At 64.5% G+C, this 15,566-nt stretch carries 16 protein-coding genes and 1 riboswitch; of the genes, 9 read left to right on the top strand and 7 right to left on the bottom strand.

What is annotated here, in order from left to right:
* Positions 1 to 3: 3 nt before the first annotated feature.
* The 3 genes from Q1M04_RS09690 to yedF are packed head-to-tail and all read right to left on the bottom strand — an operon-like array spanning position 4 to position 1,999.
* Positions 4 to 240: a DUF3343 domain-containing protein gene (locus tag Q1M04_RS09690; RefSeq protein WP_297998847.1), complete on the bottom strand. Its 237-nt coding sequence runs from the start codon at positions 238 to 240 to the stop codon at positions 4 to 6.
* Entirely contained in the window at positions 237 to 1,385 is a 1,149-nt protein-coding gene (locus Q1M04_RS09685; RefSeq protein ID WP_297998845.1) for an aminotransferase class V-fold PLP-dependent enzyme, read from the bottom strand. Before Q1M04_RS09685 ends, Q1M04_RS09690 begins: the two co-directional genes overlap by 4 nt.
* Complete coding sequence (gene yedF / locus Q1M04_RS09680) at positions 1,382 to 1,999, bottom strand: sulfurtransferase-like selenium metabolism protein YedF (RefSeq protein WP_293280001.1); 618 nt, start codon at positions 1,997 to 1,999, stop codon at positions 1,382 to 1,384. Before yedF ends, Q1M04_RS09685 begins: the two co-directional genes overlap by 4 nt.
* A gap of 171 nt (positions 2,000 to 2,170) precedes the next feature.
* On the opposite strand from yedF, the gene Q1M04_RS09675 reads away from it, so the two are divergent.
* Positions 2,171 to 3,430 (top strand): diaminopimelate decarboxylase, encoded by a 1,260-nt coding sequence (locus Q1M04_RS09675; RefSeq protein WP_297998843.1) that lies wholly within the window; start codon positions 2,171 to 2,173, stop codon positions 3,428 to 3,430.
* 44 nt (positions 3,431 to 3,474) lie between these two features.
* Here Q1M04_RS09675 and dapD read toward each other — a convergent pair whose 3' ends face one another.
* The 3 genes from dapD to dapA all read right to left on the bottom strand — a co-directional run bounded on the left by dapD (position 3,475) and on the right by dapA (position 5,883).
* Entirely contained in the window at positions 3,475 to 4,170 is a 696-nt protein-coding gene (gene dapD / locus Q1M04_RS09670) for a 2,3,4,5-tetrahydropyridine-2,6-dicarboxylate N-acetyltransferase (RefSeq protein ID WP_297998841.1), read from the bottom strand.
* 109 nt (positions 4,171 to 4,279) lie between these two features.
* Positions 4,280 to 4,999: a 4-hydroxy-tetrahydrodipicolinate reductase gene (gene dapB, locus Q1M04_RS09665; protein ID WP_297998839.1), complete on the bottom strand. Its 720-nt coding sequence runs from the start codon at positions 4,997 to 4,999 to the stop codon at positions 4,280 to 4,282.
* Positions 4,996 to 5,883: a 4-hydroxy-tetrahydrodipicolinate synthase gene (dapA, locus tag Q1M04_RS09660; RefSeq protein WP_297998837.1), complete on the bottom strand. Its 888-nt coding sequence runs from the start codon at positions 5,881 to 5,883 to the stop codon at positions 4,996 to 4,998. The genes dapB and dapA overlap by 4 nt, the downstream gene beginning before the upstream one ends.
* A 108-nt stretch (positions 5,884 to 5,991) precedes the next feature.
* Positions 5,992 to 6,160: riboswitch (Lysine riboswitch) on the bottom strand.
* A gap of 152 nt (positions 6,161 to 6,312) precedes the next feature.
* Between dapA and Q1M04_RS09655 the strand changes: the two genes are divergently transcribed.
* The 4 genes from Q1M04_RS09655 (at position 6,313) to Q1M04_RS09640 (ending at position 9,714) form a co-directional block, all read left to right on the top strand.
* Positions 6,313 to 7,416: a M20 family metallopeptidase gene (locus Q1M04_RS09655; RefSeq protein ID WP_297998835.1), complete on the top strand. Its 1,104-nt coding sequence runs from the start codon at positions 6,313 to 6,315 to the stop codon at positions 7,414 to 7,416.
* 76 nt (positions 7,417 to 7,492) lie between these two features.
* On the top strand, positions 7,493 to 8,812 hold the full coding sequence (locus Q1M04_RS09650) for a TrkH family potassium uptake protein (RefSeq protein WP_297998833.1): 1,320 nt from the start codon (positions 7,493 to 7,495) through the stop codon (positions 8,810 to 8,812).
* Positions 8,813 to 8,827: 15 nt separating this feature from the next.
* Positions 8,828 to 9,478, top strand: a complete 651-nt coding sequence (locus Q1M04_RS09645) for a TrkA family potassium uptake protein (RefSeq protein ID WP_293280008.1) — start codon at positions 8,828 to 8,830, stop codon at positions 9,476 to 9,478.
* A 74-nt stretch (positions 9,479 to 9,552) separates the two neighbouring features.
* On the top strand, positions 9,553 to 9,714 hold the full coding sequence (locus Q1M04_RS09640) for a hypothetical protein (protein ID WP_243413885.1): 162 nt from the start codon (positions 9,553 to 9,555) through the stop codon (positions 9,712 to 9,714).
* A 52-nt stretch (positions 9,715 to 9,766) separates the two neighbouring features.
* On the opposite strand, the gene Q1M04_RS09635 is transcribed toward Q1M04_RS09640, so the two are convergent.
* A complete protein-coding gene (locus Q1M04_RS09635; RefSeq protein WP_297998830.1) occupies positions 9,767 to 10,783 on the bottom strand; it encodes a low specificity L-threonine aldolase in 1,017 nt (338 codons plus the stop codon).
* A 156-nt stretch (positions 10,784 to 10,939) separates the two neighbouring features.
* Between Q1M04_RS09635 and Q1M04_RS09630 the strand changes: the two genes are divergently transcribed.
* The 4 genes from Q1M04_RS09630 (at position 10,940) to fumC (ending at position 15,441) form a co-directional block, all read left to right on the top strand.
* Positions 10,940 to 11,437 (top strand): DUF4358 domain-containing protein, encoded by a 498-nt coding sequence (locus Q1M04_RS09630; RefSeq protein ID WP_297998828.1) that lies wholly within the window; start codon positions 10,940 to 10,942, stop codon positions 11,435 to 11,437.
* Between the two features lie 3 nt (positions 11,438 to 11,440).
* Positions 11,441 to 12,835, top strand: coding sequence for an MBOAT family protein (locus Q1M04_RS09625; RefSeq protein WP_297998826.1), 1,395 nt, complete (start codon positions 11,441 to 11,443; stop codon positions 12,833 to 12,835).
* A 12-nt stretch (positions 12,836 to 12,847) separates the two neighbouring features.
* Complete coding sequence (locus Q1M04_RS09620) at positions 12,848 to 13,984, top strand: DHHW family protein (protein WP_297998824.1); 1,137 nt, start codon at positions 12,848 to 12,850, stop codon at positions 13,982 to 13,984.
* A 92-nt stretch (positions 13,985 to 14,076) separates the two neighbouring features.
* The gene (gene fumC, locus Q1M04_RS09615) at positions 14,077 to 15,441 is read left to right on the top strand and encodes a class II fumarate hydratase (RefSeq protein ID WP_297998822.1); all 1,365 of its coding nucleotides are present in this window, start codon (positions 14,077 to 14,079) and stop codon (positions 15,439 to 15,441) included.
* Positions 15,442 to 15,566 lie beyond the last annotated feature (125 nt).

Here is a 15,566-nt window from a genome sequence, read left to right as displayed (position 1 = left end):
CTCTTAGAGGATGATAGCATAAATCCCGTCCACATCCAAGCGTTTTTTTATGACCAGCTCCTCCAAGACCTCCCGGCTCTCCGGCGGCGCGGCCCAGCACAGGCCGCATCCGGCGGTGACGCTCCTAGGCACGGGAATCAGCCGCCCGGGAAGGCCCTCCGCGCTGCAGGCGGCCTCCATGGCCATGGCCCCCGCCGTGGTGCGGAAGGTCACCACGCACTTCTCGGTTTTTTGCCTCATCCTTCCAGCGCCTCCCGGGCCAGGACCCGGACCGCCTCCGCGGCGGCGGCGGTCTCCTCCTCCGTGTTGAAGTACGACCAGGAGAACCGGACGGCCCCCTGCTCCTCCGTCCCCAGGGTACGGTGGAGCCGGGGGGCGCAGTGGGCCCCGGGGCGGGTGGCAATGCCAAAGCGCTCCGCCAGCTCGTCGGAGACTTCGGCGGAATCAAAATCCCCGATGTTCAGCGTCACGACAGGGGCCCGGACCGGGGCGGAGAAATCCCCGTAGACCGTTACCCCCGGCAGATCCCGGACCGCCTTATAAAACCGGCGGGCCAGGGCGTCCTCATGGGCGTGGATGCGCGCAATGCCGGTTTCCGACAGGAAGTCCAAAGCGGCGCTCAGCCCCGCCAGGCCGTGGCCGTTGAGGGTCCCGGCCTCTAATCGGGTGGGATACTCGCCGGGCTGGGCCTCGGAGTAGCTCTGTACCCCGGTGCCCCCCACGGTGAAGGGGCGGACCTCCAGCCCCTCCCGGAGGCACAGCCCCCCGGTGCCCTGAGGGCCCATCAGGCTCTTGTGGCCGGTGAAGCACACCACGTCGATGCCCATTGCCGACATGTCGATGGGGAGGACTCCCGCCGTCTGGGAGGCGTCCAGGATAAAAAGGAGGCCGTGCTTCCGGGCGAAGCGGCCCACCCGGGCGATATCCACCGCGTCCCCCGTCAGGTTGGAGGCGTGGGTGCAGACGATGGCCTTTGTTTCCGGACGGAGAAGGCGTTCAAACCCGCAGTAGTCCAGCCGCCCCCGGCTGTCCGCCGGGACGAAATCCACCGCCGCCCCCGCGTCCCGGAGGCGGTACAGGGGCCGGAGGACGGAATTGTGTTCCAGGTCCGTGGAAATCACATGGTCCCCCGGCCTCAGCAGGCCGCAGACGGCGATGTTCAGCGCCTGGGTAGAATTCTGGGTGAAGCAGACATGGTCCGCCCGGGGACAGCCCAGCAGGGCGGCGATTTTTTCCCGGGTTTCGTAGATGGCCCGGGCGGCGGACAAGGCCCCCTGGTGCCCCCCCCGGCCGCAGTTTCCGTAGGAGGACAGGGCTTCCAGCACGGCTTGGGCCACGGCGGGGGGCTTGGTCCGGGTGGTGGCGGCGTTGTCCAGGTAGATCACGGCTTGACCACCTGGCCCGCCCCCGCCAGCTTCTCCACGATGGAGTACATATTGGTCACGCTCCCCACGGCCAGCTCCTCCGTCAGTCCATAGTGGTTCAGGCAGGTGCCGCAGGTAAGAATTTCCACTCCCTGGGCCTCCAGGCTTTTCAGGTCCTCCAGAGAGCTGGAGCCCTTACAGGTGAGACGGGCTCCGCCGTTGTAGAAGAGCATGGTCTTCGGCAGCGCGGGAAGCTGGCCCACGGCGAAGAGGAAGCCCTTCATCAGCACCGCGCCCAGCTCGTCGCTGCCATGGCCCATGACGGCGCTGTCCACCGCCACCACCAGATCCCCCCTCTGGTCCGGGGCGCAGGACAGGGGCGGCTCCTCCAGGGGGGCCTCTCCGGCGGGGGCCGTCACCTCCATGGAGACTACAAATTCCTTCGCGCCCAGCTTCTCGGATTTGGCTTCCAGCTTGTGCCCGGCGGCCATCCGGGTCAGGTTCTGCACGGCGATTTCATTGTCCACATGGACCTCCAAAATCCCGGGCTCGGTCATCCCCCGCAGGGCCCGGGTGGCTTTTACCACTGGAATGGGGCACTGCTCGCCCACGGCGTTCACAACGATTTTTCCCATAGAGATACCTCCGTATGATGGTTGTCCCCTCCATTGTACCGCCGGAGGCGGCGGAAGGCAAGGGCTGTTTTTTAGAAAGAATATCGCGGGATTTGGGGAAACTTCTTGACAGGGCGGGAAGGGGACGGATACAATAGAAAAATCAGATTTTAAAAGATGCGAGGTCGTTTTATGAAAACACCCTTTGTCACAAAGGACCGGCTGGAGTCCATTGCCGCCCAATATCCCACGCCCTTCCACATCTACGACGAGAAGGGCATCCGGGAGAACGCCCGGCGGCTAAAGGCCGCTTTCGCCTGGAATCCCGGCTTCCGGGAGTACTTCGCCGTGAAGGCCACGCCGACCCCCGCCATTTTAAAAATCCTTCATGAGGAGGGCTGCGGCTGCGACTGCTCGTCCCTGGCGGAGCTGGCCCTGGCGGAGCGCTGCGGCGTCACCGGGGAGGCGGGGATTATGTTTTCCTCCAACAACACCACGGAAGAGGAGTTCCAAGCCGCCTGCCGCCTGGGGGGCGTTGTCAACCTGGACGACATCACCCTCATCGACACCCTGACGAAGGCTGTGGGGAAGGTGCCGGAGAAGATTTGCTGCCGCTATAACCCCGGCGGGGTCTTCACCCTGGGGGAGAGCCGGGACGGCGTGCAGGTGATGGACACCCCCGGCGACGCGAAGTACGGCATGACCCGGCCCCAGCTGGCGGAGGCGTTCCGGCGGCTGAGGGAGCTGGGGGCCAAGGAGTTCGGCATTCACGCCTTCCTGGCCTCCAACACACTGTCCAACGACTATTACCCCGCCCTGGCCCGCATCCTCTTCCAATTGGCGGCGGAGCTCCAGGCGGAGACGGGGTGCCGGGTCACCTTCATCAACCTCTCCGGCGGCGTGGGGGTGCCCTACCGCCCGGAGGAGCCGGAAAACGACATTGCCGTTATTGGAGAGGGCGTGCGCAAGGCTTACGAGGAGATTCTGGTCCCCGCCGGGATGGACGGCGTGGCCCTGTATACGGAGCTGGGCCGCTACATGCTGGCCCCTTACGGGCACCTGGTCACCCGGGCCATTCATGAAAAGCACATTTACAAGGAGTATATCGGGGTGGACGCCTGTGCCTGCAACCTGATGCGCCCGGCCATGTACGGGGCCTACCACCATATCACGGTGATGGGGAAGGAGAACGCCCCCTGCGACCACAAATACGACGTGGCGGGAAGCCTCTGCGAGAACAACGACAAGTTTGCCGTGGACCGGATGCTGCCCAAGGTGGACCGGGGAGATCTGCTGGTGATCCACGACGCGGGGGCCCACGGGTTTTCCATGGGCTACAACTACAACGGCAAGCTCCGCTCGGCGGAGCTGCTCCTCCGGGAGGACGGCGGCGTGGACCTCATCCGCCGGGCGGAGACGCTGGAGGACTATTTCGCGACCTTGATTTGGTGAGAAAAACCGCCTGGGAAGCAGCTTCCCAGGCGGTTTCTTTGGCTTTAGAGTTTTCGGAGCGCGTCCACCAGGGCCGTCTTGCCCTCGGTTTTCTCGTCCTTCATCTTGATAACCCGGGCGGGGCTTCCCGCCACCACGGCGTTTTCCGGCACGTCCTCAATGACCACGGCCCCGGCGGCCACCACGGCGTTTTTGCCGATGCGGACCCCCTCAATAACCACGGCGTTCGCCCCTACCAGCACGCCGTCCTCCACGACGACGGGGGTGGCGGAAGCGGGCTCCACCACGCCGGCCAGCACGGCCCCCGCGCCGATGTGGCAGCGGGCCCCCACCGTGGCCCGTCCGCCCAGCACGGCCCCCATGTCGATCATGGTGCCCGGGCCCACCACCGCGCCGATGTTGATAACGGCCCCCATCATAATGACGGCCCCTTCGCCGATTTCCACCTTCTCCCGGATGACGGCGCCGGGCTCGATACGGGCTTTTACCCCCTTCAAATCCAGCAGGGGCACGCCGGAGTTCCGGCGGTCGTTCTCAATGACAAGGTCGGCGATCTTCTCCCGGCTGGCCTCCAGAATGGGGCCCAGCTCCGCCCAGTCGCCGAAGACGGTGAAGCTGTTTTGACCGCCGAAGACCTTGGCAGATCCAAAGTCCACGGGAGCGGTGGTGTTCACATAGAGCTTGACCGGGGTCTTCTTTTCCGAGTTCGCGATATAGTCGATGATCTCCTGTGCGTTCATAAAGAATCCTCCATAAAGATGCGGCTGCGCTGCCGTCGCAGGGGCTGGGTTAACCACTGCATGACGCAGCAAGATAACGTTTTTTTACGTTTCTTTCAAGAAAAGTAACTCACTCTCCAAACAGGATTTTTTGCAGGTCGTATACCCCGTTGGGCTTCCCCGGCAGCAGCCGGGCCATGTGCAGCGCGCCGTTGACGAAGATTTGACGGCTGGCGGCCCGGTGGGTGAACTCCAGCTCCTCGTCGGGGCCGAAGAAGTGGACGGTATGGGTCCCCGCCACGGTGCCGCCCCGGAGGGCGTGGACGCCGATTTCCTCCTTCCGCCGCTGGCCGGTGTTTCCCTCCCGGCCATAGACCGGGGTCAGGGCGCGGGCGGGGTCGATGGCCTCCAGCAGCAGCTTGGCGGTGCCGCTGGGAGCGTCGGCCTTCTGGTTGTGGTGGGTTTCCGTCAGCTCGATGTCAAAGTCCGGCCTCAACACCCCGGAGACTGCCGCCAGGGCCCGGTAGAGGACGGCCACGCCCAGGGAGTAGTTGGCGGACCAGAGCACCGGGGCAAACGCGCCCAGGCTCTCCAGCAGGGCGTGGTCCGTCTGGGAGAGGCCGGTGGTGCCGGAGAGCAGGGGCGTGCCGGTCCGGCGGACATAGGACGCCACCTCCGGCAGGGAGCCGGGCCGGGAGAAGTCGATGACCACGTCGGCCGCTTTTCCGAGCTTGCCCAGCTGGTCGATGTCGTTGATGTCAAAGGCGGCCTGAATCTCGTCTCCGGCGGCCTGGGCCGTCTCCCGGATGAGGGAGCCCATTTTCCCCCGGCCGATCAAAATATAGTTCACAGCAGACCCGCCTCCTCCAGCATGGCCCGGAGGGCCGCCTGATGCTCGCCGCTCATCTCGCACAAGGGAAGGCGCATGGGCCCCGCGTTCAGGCCCATCATGTTCATGGCGGACTTGACGGGGATGGGGTTGACCTCCATGAAGAGGCCGTTCATCAGCTTCAGGTATTTCAGGTGGTTTTCCAGGGCCCGGGCCTGGTTTCCCCCGGCGTAGTCCGCCACAATCTGGCGGCACATGCCGGGCATCACGTTGGCGAAGACGGAGATGACGCCGCTTCCGCCGATGCTCATCAGGGGCAGGGTGATGTCGTCGTTGCCGGAGTAGAGGGCAAAGTCCGGCCCCACGCAGTGGGCGATTTTCATGGCGTAGGACATATCCCCGCTGGCCTCCTTGATGCCGCAGATCTGGGGGTGCCTGCTGAGCGTTTCCACCACGGAGACGGGGATGGAGCAGCCTGTGCGGCCGGGCACGTTGTACAGAAGGCAGGGAATCTTTACCTTATCCGCCGTCTCGGCGAAGTGGCGGACCATGCCTTCGGGGTTGGCCTTGTTGTAGTAGGGGGCGATGAGCAGCAGGGCGTCGGCCCCCATGTCCTGGTACTCCACGCTCTTTTCGATTTGAGTGGCGGTGCAGTTGGAGCCGCTGCCCACGATGACGGGTACCCGGCCGTTTACCACCTTGACGGTGTGGGCCACCACGGAGGCGTCCTCCTCATGGCTCATGGTGGGGTACTCGCCGGTGGTGCCCAGGGTGAGGATGCCGTCGGTCCCGGCGGCGATCTGCCGCTCCAAAAGGCCGGTGAGCACGTCGAAGTTGACGCTTCCGTCCTGGCGGAAGGGGGTAATCATGGCGACGATGGAGCCGGTGGGGTTGTTGAATTTCATTTGAATGCCCTCCAGTTTTGTATAGAGTCGGGGATGGGAAATCGTATAAAAAAGCCGGTAGAGGCCGCGCTCCTACCGACAGGCTCCACGCCGAAAACGGCGGTTCTGTAAGCGGATAGCGCCCCCGCGGCTTTGAGCCGCGGACAGTCCCGGAGGTTTTTCCCCCGGGCCCATCCTCCGCCCACGCCTGGGCGGAAGATTCGGCGGAGCTGCCTCCCTCGCGTTCCCAGCCTGCCGGCTCCCGCGACCTCATCGTCTCCGCGCCTCTATCTCATTTTTGGCTATCATATCATCTTCCAAACCCGGTTGCAAGGGGGAAGGCGCAAAAAGTCCTTGTGGAAACCGACGAAAACGCCGCCGCCCCTTGCCGGGAAGCGCCGGAACGTGCTATATTGTGGTTTGCTGAATAAAACGCAAGGAGGCCCCGCTATGCAGCCTGTAGTTGAATACCGCCGCGCCCTGCACCGCATCCCCGAGCTGGACGACCGTCTGCCGGAGACCTGCGCCTACGTTCATTCTGCCCTGGCCAGCTTTGAGATGGAGGCGTTTTCTCCCATTCCCTCCAGCGTCTGCGCCTATCTGGACGCCGGGAAGGCCGAAACCGTGGCCTTCCGGGCGGACATGGACGCCCTGCCCGTTGAGGAGGCCACCGGCCTGGATTTCTCCTCTGAAAACTCCGGGGCCATGCACGCCTGCGGCCATGATGGGAACACCGCCATGGCCCTGGCCCTGGCGGAGTACGCCGCCGCCCGCCGGGCGGAGCTGCCCCGGAACGTCCTCTTTCTCTTCCAGCCCTCCGAGGAGACCACCGGTGGGGCGGAAAAGCTCTGTGATACCGGAATCCTGGAACGGTACCGTGCCGCCCGGGTCTTCGCCATGCACCTGTGGCCCAAGCTGGAGCAGGGACGGGTTTACTGCCGCCCCGGCCCCATCATGGCCCGGTCCAACGAGGTGACGGTGCGCCTCACCGGGAAGAGCGTCCACATCGGCAAGGCGGCGGAGGGCGTCGACGCCCTGGCGGCGGGGGCGGAGTACCTCCTGCGGGCCTATGAGATGGCAAAGGCCCTGCCGGGGGAGGAGCCGGTGGTGCTGCGCTTTGGAAAGATGGTCTCCGGCACGGTCCGCAACGCCGTCAGCGGCAGGACGGTGCTGGAGGGGAGCCTGCGCACCTTCCGGGACGAGGCCCAGGCCCTCTGCCGCCAAAGGCTGGAGGAGATCGGCCGGGAGGTCGCGGCGGAAACCGGCTGCGGCGTAGAGGTTCATCTAAGCCAGGGCTACCCCGCCGTCTGGAACCACGAGGGGCTTTACGAGATGGTCCGCGCCGGGCTGGGGGAGCACGCCCCCTTGCCGCTGGCGGCCCCCACGCTGACGGCGGAGGACTTCTCCTTCTACCAGCGGCGGGTTCCGGGCCTGTTCTTCCTGCTGGGCGTGGGGGATACGCCGGAGCTCCACTCCCCCGAGTTCTGCTTCGACGATGAGACGGTCCTGCCCCAGGGCGTGGAGTTCCTGAAGCGGCTGCTCCTGCTGGAATGACGCAGGGGCCACTTGCAAATGGGAAAAAACGGGGTATAATAGAAAGGGAAACCATATTTTAGGAGGAACGCTCCTTATGCGAAGACCAAATGCCGTGCAGACCCTCGCCCTGGGCTTCGCCCTCCTGATTTTGACGGGGGCGTGCCTGCTGTCCCTGCCCATCGCCTCCCGAAGCGGGGAGGGCATTCCCTGGACCAGCGCCGTGTTTACCGCCGCGTCGGCCTCCTGCGTCACGGGACTGACGGTGTACGACACCGCCACTCAGTTCAGCGCCTTCGGCCAGGCGGTCCTGCTGCTGCTCATCCAAATCGGGGGCCTGGGCTTTGTGACGGCCTCCCTCCCGGCGGCGCTGCTGGCCCGGCGGCGGGTGGGACTGCGGCAGCGGGCCCTGCTCCAGGACAGCGTGGGGGCCTTGCAGTTGGGGGGCGTTGTCCGCCTGGCCCGGCGGGCCCTGCTGGTGACGGTTATGTGCGAGGGCCTGGGAGCCCTATTGCTGGCCCTCTGGTTCTGCCCCCGGTACGGCTTGGGAAAGGGGCTGTGGATGGCGGTGTTTCACGCCGTCTCCGCCTTTTGCAACGCGGGCTTTGACCTTCTGGGCACCGGCGCGTCCATCACCACGGAGGCGGGAGAGCCCCTTTTAAACCTCGTGCTGATGGCTTTGATCATCTGCGGGGGCCTGGGCTTTTTGGTGTGGGACGACATCCTGACCCACGGGCGGCGTTTCCGCTGCTGGCGGCTTCACTCCAAAATCGCCTTTACGGTGACGCTGCTCCTCTTTGCCGGGGGCGGGATTGCCTTTTGGTTTTTGGAGGCGGACCACGCCTTCGCCGGGGCGGACGGCCCCACCCGGGCGCTGATGGCGGCGTTCCAGTCGGTGACGGCCCGGACGGCGGGCTTCGCCTCGGTGGACCAGTCCTCCCTGAGCCAGGGGGGCGTGCTTTTGATGCTGGCTTTGATGTTTGTGGGCGCGGCCTCCGGCTCTACGGGAGGTGGCGTAAAGGTGAACACCTTCGCGGTGCTGGCCCTGGGGGTCCGGGCCCGGATCTGGCGGCAGGGCGACGTGAACGTCTTCCGCCGCCGCCTGGACGAGGGGGACATCCACAAGGCCTACTCCACCGCCGGCATCTACCTTTTCGGGGCCCTGTGCGGCTGCATGGTGCTGTGCGTCCAGGGCGCGGGCCTGGTGGACGCGCTGTACGAGACTTTTTCCGCCATGAGCACCGTGGGCCTCAGCCGGAACCTGACGGGCTCGCTGCCGCTTCTTTCCAAGTGGACGGTGATTTTGATGATGTTCGCCGGACGGGTGGGCAGCATGTCCGTTGCCATGGCGGTGACAAAGGGGCGGGACGCCGGGAACGGCCTGCGCTATGTGCCGGAGAAGATTTTGATTGGTTGAGAGGGAGGACGGAGCATGAAATCCTTTTTGGTCATCGGCCTGGGCCGCTTCGGGCGGCACCTGACCCGGTATCTGCTGGAGCTGGGGAATGAGGTTATGGTGCTGGACAAGGACGAGGAGAAGGTGGCGAAGGTGGCGGGCATGGCCACCGCCGCCTGTGTGGGGGACTGCCAGGACGAGCAGGTGCTGGAGTCCCTGGGCGTGCGGAATTTCGACATCTGCTTCGTCTGCGTCCGGGACGATTTCCAGTGCTCGCTGGAGGCCACGGCGGCCCTGAAGGAGCTGGGGGCCCGGTTCGTGGTGGCCCGGGCGGACCAGGAGCGGCAGATTAAATTCCTGCGGAAGATCGGGGCGGACCATGTGGTCCACACGGAGATGGACATGGCCCGCCGGGCCGCCATCCGCTTCTCCGCCGAAAATGTCTTCGACTACTTTGAGCTGACGCCGAAATTCGCCATCTTCGAGCTGGAGATCCCCGAGGAGTGGGAGGGCCACACGGTAATGGAGCTGGAGGTCCGCCGGAAATACAACGTCAACATCCTGGGCGTGAAGAGCGGCGACGTGGTGGTCCCCCTGGTGGACCCCAACTACCGCTTCCGGGACGACGTCCACATCATTGTGGCCGGGGACAAGGAGGCGGGCATCCGCCTGATGAATTTACATTAAATTTCAACATAGAATTCGAGGTTTTGCGCATGCTGTTTCTGAGGTGATGTTTCATGTCAGAGGACAGGCGCGCAGTGAATAACCTTGACGATGGCAAGCCCTTTCTCCGGCTGGAGCCGGAAAAGAGGATCTGCCCCATTCAAGACCCGGATTCCATCTACAAGTACCCCTTGGCGACGTCCGAGGAGATGGGCTTCCGGGTGCTGGACAATTTTCCTGAGGAGCACATTCAGTAGCCGCGAAAAACGCGCCCCCTCCGGCCAACCCGGAGGGGGCGCGTTGGGAGCGTTACTTGCAGGAGGCCAGGTCCCGGAGGAAGTCCTCCGCCGCCTGTTCCGGCGTGGCCCAGCTGGCTACCAGGCGGATCATGGTGTGCCCCGCGTCCACGGCGTGGTCCACCTCGAACTCATAGCCCATATCCTGGAGCTTCGTGACCGCTTCGTTGGGCAGGACGGGAAACTGCTGGTTGGAGGGGGACTCCACCGGCAGGGGATAGCCCAGGGCGGCCACCCCGTCCCGGAGGCGGAGGGCCAGGGCGTTGGCATGGCGGGCGGCCTCCAGATAGGTTTCATCCTCCAGCAGGGCCTGGAACTGGACCCCCAGCAAACGGCCCTTGGCCAGCATAGCCCCCCGGCGCTTCATGTGCCAGCGGAAGTCCGGACGGGGCTTGGCGAAGACCAGGGCCTCGCCGAAGAGGGCGCCGTTTTTGGTGCCGCCGATGTAAAACGCGTCGGTGAGGGCCGCGTAGTCCGGCAGGGTCAGGTCCCCGCAGGCCAGGGCGGGCCCCAGCCGGGCCCCGTCCAGGAAGAGGAGGAGGCCGTGCTTGCCGCAGCACTGCCGGAGGGCCTGGAGCTCCGCCTTGGAGTAGACGGTTCCGATCTCCGTGGTGTTGGAGACATAGACCATGGCGGGCTTTACCTGGTGCTCGTCGCTGTGGAGCTCCGGCACGGACTCGATCATGGCGGGGGTCAGCTTCCCGTCGGGGCCGGGGACGGCGATGACCTTGTGGCCCGTGCCCTCGATGGCCCCGGTTTCATGGACGTTGACGTGGCCCGTGTGGGCGGAGATCACCGCCTCATAGGGCTTCAGCATGGACTCAATCACCAGCAGGTTTGTCTGGGTGCCCCCCACCAGGAAGTGGACGTCCGCGTCCGGCGCGGCGCAGAGGGAGCGGATGAGGTCCCGCGTTTTTTGGCAGAGGGGGTCCAGGCCGTAGCCCCGGGTCTGCTGGAAATTGGTCTCGGTGAGGGCCTTTAACACCTTGGGGTGGGCCCCCTCGCTGTAGTCGTTTCGGAAACTGTACATGGCGAACCTCCAGAAAGTAACAACCGCAGGGAAGAACTGTTACGGAATGTTACAGATTTGATGTTGAAATTATAGCGCGAATCCTGTATAAAAACAAGGAACAGAACGAGAAAATTTTCCCGGCAGTCCGGGAACTGGGAGCGGGAGGAGATTCGTTTGAAGAAGAGAGCGGTATGGATTCTGGCGGCTCTGCTGCTGCTGGCTTCCGGCTGCGGCAGGCAGCGGGAAGAAGGCGGGACGGAGGAGCCGGATGTTGCCCTGAACACCCTGTACGCCGGGATGGAGGAGTCCTGCGGCTGGGAAGAGGGTTACATGGCGGACGTGGAGGGGGAGCTGCTGGAGGGCTATTACCCCGGCCTTTCCGAAATCCCCGCGAAGCAGCTGGTTGTCAAGATCCCGGCCATGAGCTCCGACGTGAATGAGATTGTGCTGATGCAGGGGGAGACGGAGGAGGACGCGGAGTCCGCCGCCGCCATCCTCCAGGCCCGAATCGACGCCCAGGCGGAGGGCGGGGCCTGGTATCCCGAGAGCCTGGAGGCCTGGAAGGCGGCCAAGGTGCTGCGGGAGGGGGCCTACGTGGCCCTGATTGCCTCCGGGGCGCATCAGGAGGTTTTAGAGGAGCAGTTCCGCCTCCAATTCCAATCCAAGGAGTAGGCCATGGTTTTCAGCAGCCTGACGTTTTTGTTCGGATATCTGCCGCTGACGCTGGCGCTGTACTTTCTTACGCCGCTTCGGCGGCGTAATTTTGTGCTGCTTTTGGCCAGCCTTTTTTTCTACGGCTGGGGAGAGCCGGTGTACGTGGGGGTTATGCTCCTCTCCATCTTCATCGACTACACCCACGGCCTCCTGGTGGAGCGGTTCCGGCAGCAGGACCGGCTGGCCCGTTGGTTCGTGGGGCAGTCGGTGGTGTTCAACCTTCTGCTCCTGGGCTTTTTCAAGTACTGGGACTTCCTGGCGGCGAATCTGTCCCTGCTTCCGGGGATAACGGTTCCCCAGCTGGGACTGCCCCTGCCCCTGGGCATTTCCTTCTTCACCTTCCAGACCATGAGCTACACCATCGACGTCTACCGCCGGGACGCGCCGGTCCAGCGGAACATCATCGGCTTCGGGGCCTACGTGACGCTGTTTCCCCAGCTCATCGCCGGGCCCATCGTGAAGTACAAGACCGTGGCGGCGGAGCTGGTTCACCGGACCGTCACGTCCCGGGACTTTGCCGAAGGAGCCTGCCGCTTTACCGCGGGCCTTGCCAAGAAGGTGCTGCTGGCCAACGCCGCCGGGGCCCTGTGGGAGATCTGCCAGGCCTCTCAAAACGCCGGGGCGCTGACGGTTGCAGGGGGCTGGACGGGGCTGTTCGCCTTCGGCCTTCAGATTTACTTTGACTTTTCCGGCTACTCCGACATGGCCATCGGCCTGGGGCGGATTCTGGGCTTCCGGTTTGACGAGAACTTTGACCACCCCTATCTCTCCACCTCTGTGGGGGAGTTCTGGCGGCGTTGGCACATGTCCCTGACCTCCTGGTTTCGGGAGTACCTGTACTTCCCCCTGGGGGGCAGCCGGGCGGGGAGCGCCAAGACCCTTCGGAACCTGCTCATTGTCTGGTTCTGCACCGGCTTCTGGCACGGGGCCAGCTGGAACTTTGTCCTGTGGGGCTTGTATTTCGGCCTGTGGCTGATTCTGGAGCGGTTCGTCTTCCGGGACCTCCTCGCCCGGACGCCGGTTCTGGTGAAGCGGTTCTATACGCTGCTGGTGGTCTTCGTGGGCTGGGGCATCTTCGCCATGGAGGACCTGGGAGTCTGCGGACGGTATCTGGCGGTGTGCTTTGGGGGAGGGCCCCTCTGGTCCGCCCCGGACGGGTACCGTTTGCGGAGCTGGGCGCTGATTCTGCTCCTGCTGGCCCTGGGCTCCACCACCCTGGCGGCGGACCTTTGGAAGAAGATACCGGAGCGGGGGAGGAAGGTCCTGGCCCCGGTGCTGATGGCCCTGGGGCTGGTTGTCTCCACCGCTTATCTGGTGGACGGCAGCTACAATCCCTTCTTGTATTTCCGGTTTTAAGGAGGCGGTGAGATGACAACAAGATACAGCCGCTTCCTGTCGGCCTTTTTCTGCGTGTTTCTGGGGGGGCTGCTTGTCTGGCACCTCCTCCTGCCGGACCGGGACCGCTCCGACGTGGAGAACCGGATCCTGGCCCAGTTCCCGGAATTCTCCTGGGAGGACTTGAAGGACGGCAGCTTTACCAAGGGCGTGGAGGAGTACTTCGCGGACCAGTTCCCCCTCCGGGACCAATGGACGGGTCTCAAGGCCCGGACGGAGCAAGTCCTGGGCAAGCGGGAGTTCAACGGAGTCTACCTCTGCGGCGATGCCCTGATCGCCAAGGTGGAGCCGCCCAAGGACGGCCTGGAGGAGAAGAACCTGAGCTACGTTTCCCGCCTGGCGGAGCGGACGGAGCTTCCGGTGTACCTGGGCCTGATCCCCTCGGCGGCGGAAATCTGGCGGGACCGCCTGCCCAGGGGGGCGGAGAGCTGGGACCAGGCGGCTTTCATCGCGCGGGCGGCGGAGCTGGAGGGCGTGGAGCCTATTGATTTCCTGACGGCCCTCCGGGACCATGCCGGGGAGAGGACCTGGGAGGGGATTTTCTACCGCACGGACCATCACTGGACCACCCTGGGGGCCTACTACGGCTATGCCGCGTTGATGGAGGCCCTGGGCCGGGGGGAAGAGGTCCCGGAGCCGGAGGCGGTGAAGGCGCGGGACCTCCCGGTTTCCAACGGGTTCCAGGGGACCCTGTATTCCCAGTCCGGCATTCACTGGCTGGAGCCGGACAGCATTGAGTTCTGGGTGGAGGAAAGCGGCCTGACGGTCACCTCCTGGCGGGACGGCACGCCGAAGGAGGCGGGGCTGTATGACTGGGACTATCTGGGGAAGAAGGATAAATACTCCGCCTTTCTGGGGGGCAACCAGCCGCTTTGCGTCATTCAGAACCCGGAAGGGGAGGGGAAGCTGCTGGTGATCCGGGATTCCTACGCGGATTCCCTGGCCCCCTTCCTGGCCCTGCGCTTTGAGGAGGTCCACCTGCTGGACCCCCGGTATTACCGCTATTCCGCCGCGAAGTACGCGGAGGATAACGGGCTGGACGCCATTGCCGTGGTTTACAGCGTGCCCAACTTCATCACGGACCGGAACCTGGTTCTGCTGACACAGTGAGGGACCGCCCGCCGAAAGTCTTTTCGGCGGGCTTGCTTTTGCCCGCCTCTGCGGGTATAATAAACGCCATAAAAATGAAAAGGGGAAGCGCTATGAATACTGCCACCCGCATCGAGCACGACACTATGGGGGAAATCGCCGTCCCGGCGGAGCGCCATTGGGGCGCTCAGACCCAGCGAAGCCTGGAGAATTTCAAAATCGGCGGCCAGCGCCAGCCGCGGGAGATCATCGCCGCTTTCGCCTGCTTAAAGGAGGCCTGCGCCAAGGCCAACGCCGCCGTGGGCAAGCTGACGGCGGAACAGGCCGCCGCCATTGCCGCCGCCTGTGAGGAGATCCGGGCAGGGAAGTGGGACGGGGAGTTCCCCCTTGTCGTCTGGCAGACGGGCAGCGGCACCCAGACAAATATGAACGTCAACGAGGTCATCGCCCACCTGGCGGCGGACCGGGGCGTAAAGCTCCACCCCAACGACCATGTGAACGCCTCCCAGTCCTCCAACGACACCTATCCCTCCGCCCTCCACATCGCGGCGGCGCTGTCTGTTGCGAACCAGGTCCTCCCGGCGGCGGAGCGGCTGGCGGGGGCCTTCGGCAGGCTGGAAACGGCTTACCCGGACCTGATCCGCATTGGCCGGACCCACCTCCAGGACGCCACGCCCCTGCGCTTCGCCCAGGAGGTTTCCGGCTGGCGGGAGCTGGTGGAGGCCCCCTGCCGGATGCTCCGGGCGGCCCTGGAGGAGCTGAGCCGCCTGGCCATCGGCGGCACCGCCGTGGGCACCGGGCTCAACGCCCCCAAGAACTACGACGAGCTGGTCTGTAAAGAGCTGCGGGCCCTGACGGGCCTGGACTTCCGGCCGGACCCGAATAAATTCCACGCGCTTACCAGCAAGGACGCCCTGGTCTTTGCCCACGGGGCCTTAAAAGCCCTGGCGGCGAATCTGATGAAGATTGCCAACGACATCCGCTGGCAGTCCAGCGGGCCCCGCTGCGGCATGGGAGAGCTCCACATCCCGGAGAACGAGCCCGGCAGCTCCATCATGCCCGGCAAGGTGAACCCCACCCAGTGCGAGGCGGTCACCATGGCGGCGGTGCAGGTGATGGGGAACGACGCGGCCATCGGCTTTGCCGCCAGCCAGGGGAATTTCCAGCTGAACGTCTTTCTGCCCGTGTCGGCCTATAACTTCCAGCTCTCCGCCCGGCTGCTGGCGGACGCCATGGAGTCCTTCCGGGTCCACTGCGTAGAGGGGATCACCCCCAACGTGGAGCGGATGGAGGAGAACCTGAACAACTCGCTGATGCTGGTCACCTGCCTGACGCCGGAAATCGGCTATGAAAAGGCGGCGGAGTGCGCCAAGAAAGCCCTTCACGACGGCACGACTCTGAAAGAGGCGGTCCTCTCCCTGGGCCTTTTGACGGCGGAGGCGTTCGACGAGACGGTGAAGCCGGAAAAGATGGTATAAACAATCCGCCGGGCGGCGGGGCATGTTTGTGTAAATTGGAGAATCTATCATACTACCGAATTAGCGCTTTACTATGCTAAAAAATCGGAGTATACTGTAATCCATCACCGGGGCCCTGCCCCGCA

It is taken from the genome of uncultured Oscillibacter sp. (assembly GCF_950073225.1).
GTDB lineage: Bacteria > Bacillota > Clostridia > Oscillospirales > Oscillospiraceae > Oscillibacter.
Note: the sequence above shows the minus strand (reverse complement) of the source record. Positions and strands in the feature narration are given on the sequence as shown.

Bases quoted from the DNA above. Each gene is read 5' to 3' on its own strand.
- Q1M04_RS09690 (WP_297998847.1), bottom strand. From the start codon at position 240: ATGAGGCAAAAAACCGAGAAGTGCGTGGTGACCTTCCGCACCACGGCG.
- yedF (WP_293280001.1), bottom strand. From the start codon at position 1,999: ATGGGAAAAATCGTTGTGAACGCCGTGGGCGAGCAGTGCCCCATTCCA.
- Q1M04_RS09675 (WP_297998843.1), top strand. From the start codon at position 2,171: ATGAAAACACCCTTTGTCACAAAGGACCGGCTGGAGTCCATTGCCGCC.
- dapD (WP_297998841.1), bottom strand. From the start codon at position 4,170: ATGAACGCACAGGAGATCATCGACTATATCGCGAACTCGGAAAAGAAG.
- dapA (WP_297998837.1), bottom strand. From the start codon at position 5,883: ATGAAATTCAACAACCCCACCGGCTCCATCGTCGCCATGATTACCCCC.
- Q1M04_RS09655 (WP_297998835.1), top strand. From the start codon at position 6,313: ATGCAGCCTGTAGTTGAATACCGCCGCGCCCTGCACCGCATCCCCGAG.
- Q1M04_RS09650 (WP_297998833.1), top strand. From the start codon at position 7,493: ATGCGAAGACCAAATGCCGTGCAGACCCTCGCCCTGGGCTTCGCCCTC.
- Q1M04_RS09645 (WP_293280008.1), top strand. From the start codon at position 8,828: ATGAAATCCTTTTTGGTCATCGGCCTGGGCCGCTTCGGGCGGCACCTG.
- Q1M04_RS09635 (WP_297998830.1), bottom strand. From the start codon at position 10,783: ATGTACAGTTTCCGAAACGACTACAGCGAGGGGGCCCACCCCAAGGTG.
- Q1M04_RS09625 (WP_297998826.1), top strand. From the start codon at position 11,441: ATGGTTTTCAGCAGCCTGACGTTTTTGTTCGGATATCTGCCGCTGACG.
- Q1M04_RS09620 (WP_297998824.1), top strand. From the start codon at position 12,848: ATGACAACAAGATACAGCCGCTTCCTGTCGGCCTTTTTCTGCGTGTTT.
- fumC (WP_297998822.1), top strand. From the start codon at position 14,077: ATGAATACTGCCACCCGCATCGAGCACGACACTATGGGGGAAATCGCC.